This window comes from Streptomyces spiroverticillatus (assembly GCA_014650415.1).
In the GTDB taxonomy this organism is placed as follows: Bacteria; Actinomycetota; Actinomycetes; order Streptomycetales; family Streptomycetaceae; genus Streptomyces; species Streptomyces spiroverticillatus.
Genome location: BMUX01000036.1, coordinates 1 through 10,984, shown reverse-complemented (window position 1 = coordinate 10,984; position 10,984 = coordinate 1). Strand labels below are relative to the sequence as shown.

Here is a 10,984-nt window from a genome sequence, read left to right as displayed (position 1 = left end):
ATCAACTCAACCCATCTGGAAGACCGGCGGACAGCAGGGGATCAGGCGCGGCAAAGCGCGCATACCTGCAGACCAGCGGCAAGTCTCCAGTCGGCGACGCCAGGAAAATCCCTAGTCATGAAGGGAGGGACGGAGCGCGAGGACCGATGCCCTCCTGGCCCCGGGCCGACGCCACGGTGCTTCCGGGCCTCACGGCACCGCCCTCGCTCTAGGGATTTACGGAACGGTGCGGCGGCAGTATCGACGACATGTCCGAAACCGTGGAGGGCGGCTCCAGGCCCGAACGATTCACCGAACCCGTCGAGCCGCACCATCTCTGTGCACACAACTGCCCGCACGAGCCGAGCGAGCACACCGAGCTGAGCGAACTCGACGCACTCGACGCACTCGACGACCAACTCATCGCTCTGGTGCTCCAGCGATCACGGCAGGCCCATAGCACCCAGCTGGTCCGGCCGACTTCGGGGCGATCGATGTCACCGCTCACCCGGGAGAACGAGATGCTGCGGCGCTACGCCCAGCGTCTCGGCCGCGAGGGCACCGCAATAGCCCTGGCAGTGCTCGCGCTGTCGCGACGGCGCTGAACTCCGGGCCGCCTGCGTCCCGACCGCACCGAGCCGACGAGCACCAGGTGGAGATCCCTGGCCGCCCGCCGGCTCGGTGCGAGGTCCCGGTCGCCCGCTACCAGGTCGCCCCCGAGAGTTCCGCGCGCTGCTCGCTCGCCAGACGGGCCTGCCTCAGGTCCGACTCCACCATCATCCGCATGAGTTCCGGGAATTCCACCTTCGGTTCCCAGTCCAGATGCTTACGCGCGTGGGAGTAGTCGGCACACAGGGTCTCCACTTCGGCGGGGCGCACGAGCCCGGGGTCAACGGACACGTAGTCCTCCCAGTTCAGTCCCACGCATTCGAAGGCGATCCTGGCCGCGTCGCGGACCGAATGCATCTGTCCCGTACCCACAACGTAATCGTCCGGCTGGTCCTGCTGAAGCATCAGGTGCATGGCACGGACGTAGTCCCCAGCGAACCCCCAGTCACGCACCGCATCGAGATTTCCGAGGCTCAGCTTCTCCTGGAGACCGAGCTTTATCTGCGCCACGGCCAGCGAGATCTTCCTGGTCACGAACTCCGCGCCACGTCGTGGCGACTCATGGTTGAACAGAATCCCGGACACGGCGTACATGCCGTAGGACTCCCGGTAGTTCCGAGTCATGTAGTGCCCGTACGTCTTCACCACGCCGTAGGGGCTGCGCGGATGGAAGGAGGTCGTCTCACTCTGCGGCGACTGCGTCACCATGCCGAACATCTCGGACGACGAGGCCTGGTAGAAGCGGATCTGCCCGTCGACCACGCTGCTCGCCGACGGCTTGGTCAGCCCGCTGACGATCCGGATCGCCTCCAGCGTCCGCAGAACTCCGGTGCCGTTGACCTCGGTGACCAGTTCCGGCTGCTGCCAGGACATCGGAACGAACGAAATCGCCCCCAAGTTGTAGACCTCGTCCGGCTGCACGGTATTGACCGCCGTGACCAGGCTGCCCTGGTCCATCAGATCACCGTGCACGAATTCGAGGTCGGGGACCAGTCGGCTGACGCGGTCCTTTCGCGGGTTCGCCTGCCCCCTGGTCAGCCCCCAGACCCGATACCCCAAGGAGAGCAGGTGCTCCGCCAGATACGACCCGTCCTGTCCGGTGACACCAGTAATCAGTGCGCGCTTCGCCATCCCATGCCCTTTCGATTTCACGGAGGCGCCAGCGAAGCAGTAAACGAGCTAAGGAATTTGCGAGACTTCACCCAGCCCGCGCCGGATTCGCGATACGTCCATCGGGGCGGTCGTGGCCGGCCACAGGGCCCGCCACCTTCGGCCACAAAGCAGCGTGCGCCGCCCTCCCACCGGGCGGCGGCCTCCGGCGCTCCCCGACGGGCAACGTTGGCACGTTCAGCCAACACCCCGGGCGAACTCTGTCCGCGCGATCACCCCACGCACGGGGTGGTTTCCTTGCCTCCCCGGTGCCACGACAGCCTCCACCGGTTCCGGCTGCCGCCACAGTTCGCCAGGCCCTGGGCCGCCGGGGTACCCGGGTCAGCGGCGGTGTGGTCGAACAGGAGGTCGGCGACTGCGGTGCGGATCGCGCCGCGGCCGACCTGGTGGTCGCGGGCGAGCGCGGCGAGGAAGCAGCCTTCCAGGTAGGCGATACGTCCGGCGTCAACCAGCTCAGCCTCTGCGGCCGGGCGGCGCCCGCCTTTGTTGCCCTTGGCCTCGGCGGCCCGTAGTCCGTCGTACGTCAGCTCCCGCAGGAGGTCGCGCTGAAGCTCGCCGGCGGCGAGGGTCTGCACCATGAACTAATCCGCTGGTAGCGGAGAGAGGAGCGCACGATCTCTCCGGTTCGCCGTTCGAGTGCCAGTCGTGACACTTGTGTACAGATGGGCGGGCAGCGCCTTCCCGCAGATCGGTGCGCGTCCGGCACCCATGGGACGCCGGAGCGACACCTAACCATGAATGGGCCCATGAGGCCTCTGTGAAGATCGGAGCACTTCGGCGTCCCATCTAATCAAAACTCACCACCCGTCCCGTTCAGCGGCTGCTTTTCGATAGCACGGTGGTGCGAGCCCTCCACACGGAGACCTCTTTCAACACGCGAGCTCTGAGCTCCCGAAGAGACCGAGGCCCGCGTGGTGCGCTGGTGCCATGAACGACTACTGAGGTGTCGGCCCGACCTAATGGTTGAGGCCTGGGATTAGTGCGACGCGTGGCCCCTTCTCAGGCGGTGAGTACAAGTACTTCTACGTCGTAGAGAAGATCGACGGCGAAACGAAGGACGGCAACTTCTACATTGACAGTGACGAGTTCACTCGAACGAAGCACTAGACACCAGGTTCGGATCATTCCCGCGGCACGCGCAGCGGCCGCTTGGGTGCACAGCCAGCGGAGTCGTGGCCGTCCGCCACTTGTCGGCGGGCGGCCTTGCGGTGTAGAAGTGACCAACTCGCGCGACGGCGCGGCCAGCTAGCTTCCGCCCGCGCCGTCGATCTTGAGTCCTCATGACTGTGCGCATTGCGGACGGTCCGCTGCTATCCCTGCAGGGCCGGCGTCAGAAGGACCTCGCCCCGCTCTGTGGGAGTGGGGTCAGGTGCGCAGGTCGGCGCAGAGTCTGTCGATGTGCTCGCCGGTGACGTGTGGCATGGCGATGAGATGGGCTTGGTCGCCGACGGTGAGCAGGTTCCAGCGTGCGCAGATGTCGGCGGCTGGGGTTTCGAAGAGGACGGTGTTGCTGCCGGGGGCGCGTTGGGGGTGCAGTCCCTCTTCGCGCAGGCGTTGTTCGGCGTATTCGGCGGTGGCCAGGCAGTGGGCGACTCTGCGCTGGAGTCCGGTGCGGCCCAGGCGTCGGAGTTCGTACCACAGGAGCAGCGGGGTGAAGGCGTCGCGTGAGCCGGTGATGGTGTCGTCGTCGCTGCCTACCGCGATGCCCTCGCGGCGGATCGCGTCGACGTGTTCGGGCCGGGCCAGCGCGATGCCGCAGGGAAAGGGCGCGCCGAGCATCTTGTGTCCGCTGATGGCGACGCTGTCAGCGCCGGACTCGAAGGCCCACGGCCTCGGTTCGGGGGCGAGGGCTGCGATCAGCCCGCCGAACGCTGCATCGGAGTGGAGGTGCACCTGGTCGGTGCCCGCGTCCGCGAGCGCACCGCGGATGCCTGCCAGGTCGTCCTCGGCTCCTCCGGTGGTCGTGCCGATGGTGGCCACCACGACGGCGGGGCGGCCCTTGCGGGAGGAGTGGTGGCGGCGCAGGGCGGCAAGGTCCATTGCCCGGTCGGGCCCCGTCTCAACGGCGACGTAGTCCATGCCCAGGAGGCGGGCGATCTTCGGCATCGAGTAGTGGGTGGTCTCCGAGGCGTACAGCACAGCTTCGGGGAAGCGTTCGCGGCCCAGGTAGCACCCGTAGAGGTTGCCCTCCGTGCCGCCGGAGGTGACGTATCCGAAGGCGTCGTCGTCGCCTGCCAGGCGGGCGAAGAAGGACACCACTGCGCGTTCGAACACCTTGCTGTGCAGGTGGTACTCGCTGTCCGTGCCCGGGCCGCCGACGTTGTTGCCGTGCACCTGGAGGAAGTCCGCCAGGGGGCGGTAGTCGAAGTCCAGGTTCACCGGGAAGCCGACCATGTGATCGCGTTCGCCCAGTATCTGCGCCGCCAGGTCCTTCAGGAGCGCCACGTCCCGGTCGGAGCCGCAGTTGCTCCCCGTCGGGTCGTCAGGGATCCGTACGTCATCAGCCGAAGGCAGGTGCACCATGGAAAGAACCTCTCGCTCGTGCTGCGTGTGGAAGTAGTGGTGGTTCCTCCCAGGTCCGGGAGGCTGACGGCGCTGGCTCGGGTTGGCGGTCTACGGGGTGTGGCGGACGATGCCGTGCTGCATGACGAAGTCGACGGCGCTCATCACGTCGATGTCGTGCAGCGGGTCGCCCGGGACGGCGATGAGATCGGCTTGTGCGCCGGGACGGATGGCACCCAGCTGGGGGCGTTGGAGGAGTGCGGCGGCCGTGGCGGTGGCCGAGCGCAGGGCTTCTTCGGGGCTCAGGCCGGCGGTGGTCATGGCGGGGAACTCCCGCCAGTTGTCCCGATGGGGGAACATGCCCGCGTCGGTGCCGTAGGCCACCGTGGCCCGGCAGGCGGCGACCCGCGCGCCGTGGCCGCGCATGGTCTCGGCGTACCGGGCCACCTTCTCGCGCTCGCCGCACCGGCCCTCCCAGTAGCCGTCGTCGTCGAGGCGGTCGAGGAAGAACGTCACTCCGTACAGCGTGGGCACGAGGAAGACACGGTGCTCGGCCAGGAGGTCGAGCACGGGAGGTGTGGCCAGGCAGGCGTGTTCGACGGAGCGCACCCCTGCTCGGACCGCGCGGGTGATGCCCTCGTCGGAGAAGGCGTGAGCGGCACACGGCAGACCGAGATCGGTGGCAGTCGCTACGAGAGCGTCGAGTTCGTCCTGGCTGTAGGTCACGCGCGCGGGGTCGTCGGTGGGGCTGGTGATACCTCCGGTGGCGACGCACTTGATCCAGTCCGCTTGAAGCCGTGCTTCGAGCCGGACGCGGCGTACCACTTCGGCCGCACCGTCGGCGACCGCTCCGGCCTCCTGGCCGTCGGAGAACGCGTCGAAGGGGGAGCGGTCGCCGTGCCCGGCCCGTGCGGAGATGATGTGCGGTGCCAGCAGGAGGCGCGGGCCGGTAATGACGCCCGCCTCCAGCGCGTGTCTGAGGTGGACGGTGGGCGGGTCATCGGGCACGCTGCCGAGGTCGCGGACAGTGGTGAACCCCCGGTCCAGCAGGTCGCGAAGCGAGGGCAGCGCGGCAAGCACCTGACCGCCGGTGGTCGGTAGTGCGGGCGGTCGGGGGGGTTGGGCGAGGTGGACGTGGCAGTCGATCCGGATGACCAACCTGCGCAAACGGCTCGGGAAAGCCGAGGACGGCGACCCGTACGTCATCCGCCGCAGGGCCGGCACCCCCTACGCCCTGCACCCCGACTTCACCTGCGACTGGCACGCCTTCCTGCGCCTGGCCGAACACGGCCTCGCCACCAAGACGATCGCCCCACTGGACGAGGCGCTCGCCCTGGTCCGCGGCCGCCCCTTCGGGACCTACGCCCCCAGCTGGGCCTTCTCTCTCCAACAGGAAATGATCACCAGGATCACCGACATCGCCCACGCCGCCGCACAGCACCACACCGCCCACGGCCTCTACGACAAAGCCGGAGCAGCACTCGCCCTCGGCCTCGAAGTCGACGAAAGCGCCGAGCTCCTCCACCGCGACCTGCTCCGCCTCGAAGCCGCCCGTAACAACCGGCCCGGCATCCAGGCCGCCATCCAGATGATCCGGAAGATCAACACCAGCCTGGACGTCAGCATGGAACCCGAAACCGAACACCTCATCACCCAGCTCCGCGACCCGGCCAACGCTTTCACCACCACTGTAGGTTCCGCGGCTTCGTGAGCACTTCCGCGTGATCAAGAGCACCGATCGAGTACTTCCGCGTGATCAAGAGCAGCCGTAGCGGTCAGTAGTTGCCGCCTGCGGCCTGTTCTCTATCTTCTGGTCTGGGCTGCGCCTTGAATTGGGGAGCTCAACTGTCCGGTTGCGTCCCCGTCTCTTGATCATCTCTCCCTCGTCCGCCGAGCACGAGCGCTCGGCGGACAGCGTTCGGCAGCCGCGAAGAAGGTTTATCGATCGTCAGATGTCCCGACCAACGTTGCGCGGGAGGCGGACCAGGCACCTGCCTTCGGACGGTGCGTTGCCACCACGGAATCACTGGTATCAACTGGCTCTAGAGATTGGCCAGTTGAGGCCAGTGTTGCATCCGCACCCCCTTGAAGGAGTCGCTTCATGAGCGGTCCGAACCCGGACAGCACAGGATCACCCGCCCCCGTTCCACCGACACCTGCCCCGCCGCAGCCGCTCGTACCGCCCTCCCCGACGCCTTCCTCCCGCCGTCTCGGCGAATGGGCTGCGGTGGTTTCCGCACTGGCCGGCGTCGCAGGTGTGCTTCTTGGCTTCTTCGGCCTCCCCACCGTGCTGAACTCCCCGACCGCACGGGCATCGGCCCCCGCACCGCAGCCCACTGTGACGGTCACCCACACCGTCGGCACCGGCTCGGCCTCCCAGGCACCGCCGGACACAGCGCCCCCGGTGCCGAACCCCACGACCCTTTCCAAGGCCAACATCAGAATGCCCTCGGACTTCTACATCCTGCTCGCGGACAACCCCATACAGCTCCACGCACCGGACGGCCCCCGGGGCGACATCATCTACAACTCCTTCAACGGACTGGAGTCCCGGGGAAACCTCGTCAAGCTCGACCCCGGACAGAAGGGCTCGCTGGAGGAGTGCAAAGCCGATACCCGGTACACAAACATCATCAGGAAGCCCGCCCTGACCAAGGGTTCGCGCATCTGCGTACTGAGCAGAGACCACGTGGGGCTGGTCACGGTCCGCGAGGGTCCCCAGACCCGCGACGACGGTGACTTCCTCACGGTCGACCTCACTGTCTGGCCCTAGCGAGCCGTTTTCGCCGGGCGGTGTGCCGCATTTCGGGCCGCCCGGCTCCAAGCCCAACTACCCACAGCAAGCACCCTCCAGCCAGTCTTCCCGTACCGCGGTTCACCCCCAGGTCGGCCAACGGTGCCATCCTTGATGCGGACACCATGCACGTACAGAAGGTCCAGCGGTAGGGGGTCGATCGCCGCAGAAGAGCCGCCGCCCCACGGGGATTCGCGCGCTTCGCCTCCCGGTCCGGCAGACGGGACTCCACAATGCTGCTACGCGGAGTATGCGGGGGATCACAGCAAGGGCAAGGGGGCGGCATGACCACTTCGGCAGCTGGCAACGAGGACGACAGGCCCCTGTACGAGCGGGCGGGCGACCTGCACCGCCGGGGCCGCCCGGAGGAGGCGCTGGTCCTGCTCCAGGAACACCTCCAGCAGCACCCCGGCGACCTTGCGGCCCGCTACGCGCTCGGGATCTGCCTCACAGACACCGCCCGGCACGCCGAGGCACGGGTCCAGTTCCGGCGCACGTTGGACGACGATCCGCGGCACTACCAGGCCGCGTACCGCCTCGGCCGTCTCCTGGAGGCGGACGCGGACCCGGCGGGCGCGGCGGACGCGTACCGCCAAGTCCTCGCGGCGGTAGCGGAGTTCCGGGACACCGCGACCAGGCTCAGGACCTGCGCGGAGGCGGCGGGCGACGCGGTACGGCCCGGCATGCCCGGCCTTCCCCCCATGCCCCCCTCGCTGCCCGGCGGCCCCGTGCTCACCGGCAGGACCCTCGTCCCCGGGCCGCCCACCCTGCGGTCCCAGTCCGAGGCCCACCGCGTGGCGGACCGGGGCATCGAGAAGTACGCCGTCCGGCTCAGGCCCCGCCACCTCGCCCCCGCCCTGCTGGGCAAGGCGGCCCTCGCCACCGCCGCCGCGGTCCTCGCCTCGCACGTCCTGGGGACAGGTCAGATCGAGGTGGGTGCGGCTCGTTCTCGGGGAAGGGGCTGAGCTGCAAGAACGCTGGCGCCCGGTCAGGCAGTGCTCAGCGGGTTCGGCAGAGGTGGGAGAGATAGCTTCTCCCTGCACGAAGTGATCCTGGCCTGCGCCCAGTCCTGGAGAGCTGTCGTGTCCTCCGCGAGTTCAGAGACAGTCCGGGCGGTTTGTTGTAGTTCGGTGATCCAGTCCGCGATGGGGTCTTCGCGCTGTATGCGGGCGAGGCGGTGACGGGCGATTCCAGGTTGTCCCGTCAGTGCGGCGGCAATGCCGGCGTTGAAGTCTTCCCAGAGGTAGCCGGTCCTGCTGGGGCGTTCGATCAACGTGGTGGCGGCGCTGTTGAGGTCCGCGAAGCGGGTCCTGAAGTCCTCGATCCGTTGCTCGGCTTCCTGGGCGAGCGTGGCCGCGGCGGAGGTGAACTGTCTCTCGTTGCGGAAGTCTTCTGCCGTTCGTACCTGCTCGTGGAAGTCGAAGGCCAGGTGGGCGAGGTCCTGCCACAGCCACATGGCTCCCACGGTCAGTCCGCTTCCCTGGCTCCAGCGGGGCGAGGAGAACTCGACGACGGTGATCCACCAGCCGTGATCGTCGATCCAGATACGGGACCTGCCCTGCTGGCGCAGGCCCAACGGGCGCAACCGTTCCCGGGCTGCTGCAGTGATCAGTCTGGACGCGGGAGAGATGGCTGCCATGCTGGACATTGTGGCCAGGGCCTGACCGCGGTGTTCGGGTAGGGGGCATGGATGGTGTCGTTGGTCGAGGAATTGGAAGCGCGGGAGGCGGCGGCCGCTGCCCGGGTCGAGGAACTCCAGGAGAAGATCGCGGAGTTGACGGGACTGCTGGTAAGTGAGCGGGAGGCGTGGTCGAGGCTGAGGGTGACGCGCGAGACGGTGGCCGCGGTCCTCGCGGAACTGTCCGGCCAGGAAACGGCAGCGGCGGCCTCGTTGCAGCAGTCGGTGGTTCCCGAGGTGCGGGTGGTGGGGGCGATCATGGTGCCGCACTGGCGGGAAGGGCTCACCGCAGACGTCCTGCCAGATGTCTACCGGGACATCGTGGAGGTGATCGCGGACGCATCCGCGCCGATGCAGGCGAAGCAGATTGCGCCCCGCATCGGGCTGCCCGCGGTGACCGGAAAGATCGAGGGGACGCGGGGGAAACTGAAGCGGCTGGTGCAGCGCGGCTGGCTGATCGAGGACCAGCCCGGACGGTTCTCCCCGGCTCACCCTGGTCCGGCGGAATCGGTGAACTCGCTGAATGATAAAGGCTCTTCTCTCTAGGTTCGAAGGTGCGAACCGATCCGAACCGGAGAAAGAAGAGCCGGGTGAAACCGTACGACACCTTCGATGCCATCGACGCGTTCACTGCCTCGGCAAGTGCCTTCGAATGCCTGACAGGCACGCTGGCAGGACCGCAGGCGACTGCCCTGGCCCACCACGAGCTGGAAGAACTCGTGGCGATCAGGGGCCGAGAAGTGCTGCGGCTGCTGCTGCAGGACCACTTTGATCTCCGCGCCGCCCGAGAACGGGAAAAGATCCAACAACGATCCCGCACGGCGGCCACGGAAGTGGTCCGGGGTGCAGACGGGCTGGTGCGTCCGCACCGCGAGCCGGGCCATTCCCGGCAGCTGGCCTGCCTGTTCGGCACGGTCACCGTGACCCGGACCGCCTGGCGGCAGAAAGGGCTGGGCAACGTCTACCCCGCCGACGTCGAGCTCTCGCTGCCGGCGGGCCGGCACTCGTTCGGCTTGCGCCGCCTGGCCGTACTCGAAGCCGTCCGCGGCTCCTACGACCAGGCAAAAGCGGCGATCGAGGGCCGCTGCGGAAAAGTCCTGGGCAAACGACAGGCCGAACAACTGGTCATCGCCGCGGCGATGGACGTCGACGACTTCTACCGGTGCACGATCCCTCTCCCGTCGACCACTTCCACCACCCTCGTAATCCAGGTCGACGGCAAGGGCATCGTGATGCGTCCCGAGGCATTACGCCCCGCGACACTCAAAGCGCATCTGAACGGCCAGCACGCTCTGCGGACCCGGCTCGCCCCGGGCGAGAAGCCACATCGCAAGCGGATGGCCACCCTGGCCTGCGTCTTCGATGCCGATCCCGCACCACGCCGGCCACACGATGTGATCGCCCCGCCCGAGGGCCGCAACGCCCTCTCCCGCACGCCCCGCCCCGGGCCGAGAGCCCACCGCAAATGGCTTACCGCTTCCCTGCTCCACCCGCCCGAACAGGTCATCGCCACCGCGTTCGACCAGGCCACCGCCCGCGACCGCGACCACCTGCGCGACTGGGTCGTCCTGGTCGACGGCGCCCGTCACCAACTCGCCCTGATCCAGGCCGAAGCCGACCGGCGGGGTCTCAAGGTGCACATCCTGCTCGACTTCGTGCACGTGAGTGAGTACGTCTGGGACGCGGCCCACTGCTTCCACAAGCCCGGCACCCCGGCCGCCGAAGCCTGGGTCGCGGGCCACCTCACCACGATCCTCCACGGCCAGGCCGACCGCGTCGCCACCGAAATCACCGCCCAGGCAGACCGGGCCGCACTGCGCGGCAACCGGCGCGAAGGCGTCAACGCCTGCGTCCGCTACCTCACCGGACACCTCGGTCAGCTCCGCTACGACACCGCCCTGAAGGCGGGCTGGCCGATCGCCACCGGCGCAATCGAGGGCGCCTGCCGGCACATCGTGGGCGACCGACTCGACATCACCGGCGCCCGCTGGGGACTCACAGGAGCCGAGGCCATCCACAAACTCCGCACACTCACCACCAACAACGACCTCGACACGTACTGGACCTTTCATCTAACCCGCGAGCACAAACGCCTCCACACCGCACCCGGCCAGCACACCTACGACCTCACGGCCTGATCACGAACATCCCCACAGAAGAGCTACACCCGTCTCATTTACGTTCAGGATGTTTTGGAGGTTCGGCGGCGCCGGGGCAGGAGGTGCAGTTGAGTTGCGAGACTGCGCGGTGAC

The 10,984-nt window shown here is 67.9% G+C and carries 11 protein-coding genes; 6 read left to right on the top strand and 5 right to left on the bottom strand.

The window, feature by feature from the left end; genetic code table 11:
• Positions 1-248 precede the first annotated feature (248 nt).
• Positions 249-584, top strand: a complete 336-nt coding sequence (locus IE269_RS41360) for a chorismate mutase family protein (RefSeq protein ID WP_189828524.1) — start codon at positions 249-251, stop codon at positions 582-584.
• 97 nt (positions 585-681) lie between these two features.
• On the opposite strand, the gene IE269_RS41355 is transcribed toward IE269_RS41360, so the two are convergent.
• The 4 genes from IE269_RS41355 to IE269_RS41340 form a co-directional block, all read right to left on the bottom strand.
• Positions 682-1,719, bottom strand: a complete 1,038-nt coding sequence (locus IE269_RS41355; protein ID WP_189828523.1) for a GDP-mannose 4,6-dehydratase — start codon at positions 1,717-1,719, stop codon at positions 682-684.
• A 251-nt stretch (positions 1,720-1,970) separates the two neighbouring features.
• Positions 1,971-2,336 carry a hypothetical protein gene (locus IE269_RS41350; protein ID WP_229898609.1) on the bottom strand — a complete coding sequence of 122 codons (366 nt, stop codon included), beginning with the start codon at positions 2,334-2,336 and terminating at the stop codon, positions 1,971-1,973.
• A gap of 787 nt (positions 2,337-3,123) precedes the next feature.
• Entirely contained in the window at positions 3,124-4,281 is a 1,158-nt protein-coding gene (locus IE269_RS41345; protein WP_189828522.1) for a histidine decarboxylase, read from the bottom strand.
• A 90-nt stretch (positions 4,282-4,371) separates the two neighbouring features.
• Positions 4,372-5,427 carry a metal-dependent hydrolase family protein gene (locus tag IE269_RS41340; protein WP_189828521.1) on the bottom strand — a complete coding sequence of 352 codons (1,056 nt, stop codon included), beginning with the start codon at positions 5,425-5,427 and terminating at the stop codon, positions 4,372-4,374.
• Between IE269_RS41340 and IE269_RS41335 the strand changes: the two genes are divergently transcribed.
• The 3 genes from IE269_RS41335 (at position 5,411) to IE269_RS41325 (ending at position 8,019) form a co-directional block, all read left to right on the top strand.
• On the top strand, positions 5,411-5,971 hold the full coding sequence (locus tag IE269_RS41335; RefSeq protein ID WP_189828520.1) for a bacterial transcriptional activator domain-containing protein: 561 nt from the start codon (positions 5,411-5,413) through the stop codon (positions 5,969-5,971). The genes IE269_RS41340 and IE269_RS41335 overlap by 17 nt on opposite strands.
• 390 nt (positions 5,972-6,361) lie before the next feature.
• Entirely contained in the window at positions 6,362-7,033 is a 672-nt protein-coding gene (locus tag IE269_RS41330; RefSeq protein ID WP_189828519.1) for a hypothetical protein, read from the top strand.
• Positions 7,034-7,338: 305 nt separating this feature from the next.
• Positions 7,339-8,019: a tetratricopeptide repeat protein gene (locus tag IE269_RS41325; RefSeq protein ID WP_189828518.1), complete on the top strand. Its 681-nt coding sequence runs from the start codon at positions 7,339-7,341 to the stop codon at positions 8,017-8,019.
• 23 nt (positions 8,020-8,042) lie between these two features.
• Here the strand turns inward: IE269_RS41325 and IE269_RS41320 are convergent, their stop codons facing one another.
• A complete protein-coding gene (locus IE269_RS41320; RefSeq protein ID WP_189828517.1) occupies positions 8,043-8,693 on the bottom strand; it encodes a hypothetical protein in 651 nt (216 codons plus the stop codon).
• A 51-nt stretch (positions 8,694-8,744) separates the two neighbouring features.
• Here IE269_RS41320 and IE269_RS41315 point away from each other — a divergent pair, with 51 nt between their 5' ends.
• Positions 8,745-9,278, top strand: coding sequence for a hypothetical protein (locus IE269_RS41315; protein ID WP_189828516.1), 534 nt, complete (start codon positions 8,745-8,747; stop codon positions 9,276-9,278).
• A gap of 44 nt (positions 9,279-9,322) precedes the next feature.
• Complete coding sequence (locus tag IE269_RS41310) at positions 9,323-10,870, top strand: ISKra4 family transposase (protein WP_189828515.1); 1,548 nt, start codon at positions 9,323-9,325, stop codon at positions 10,868-10,870.
• The last annotated feature ends 114 nt before the right edge of the window (positions 10,871-10,984 follow it).

Excerpts from the sequence above, each read along its gene's own strand:
- IE269_RS41360 (WP_189828524.1), top strand. The coding sequence starts at position 249 with ATGTCCGAAACCGTGGAGGGCGGCTCCAGGCCCGAACGATTCACCGAA.
- IE269_RS41355 (WP_189828523.1), bottom strand. The coding sequence starts at position 1,719 with ATGGCGAAGCGCGCACTGATTACTGGTGTCACCGGACAGGACGGGTCG.
- IE269_RS41350 (WP_229898609.1), bottom strand. The coding sequence starts at position 2,336 with ATGGTGCAGACCCTCGCCGCCGGCGAGCTTCAGCGCGACCTCCTGCGG.
- IE269_RS41345 (WP_189828522.1), bottom strand. The coding sequence starts at position 4,281 with ATGGTGCACCTGCCTTCGGCTGATGACGTACGGATCCCTGACGACCCG.
- IE269_RS41335 (WP_189828520.1), top strand. The coding sequence starts at position 5,411 with ATGACCAACCTGCGCAAACGGCTCGGGAAAGCCGAGGACGGCGACCCG.
- IE269_RS41330 (WP_189828519.1), top strand. The coding sequence starts at position 6,362 with ATGAGCGGTCCGAACCCGGACAGCACAGGATCACCCGCCCCCGTTCCA.
- IE269_RS41325 (WP_189828518.1), top strand. The coding sequence starts at position 7,339 with ATGACCACTTCGGCAGCTGGCAACGAGGACGACAGGCCCCTGTACGAG.
- IE269_RS41320 (WP_189828517.1), bottom strand. The coding sequence starts at position 8,693 with ATGGCAGCCATCTCTCCCGCGTCCAGACTGATCACTGCAGCAGCCCGG.
- IE269_RS41315 (WP_189828516.1), top strand. The coding sequence starts at position 8,745 with ATGGTGTCGTTGGTCGAGGAATTGGAAGCGCGGGAGGCGGCGGCCGCT.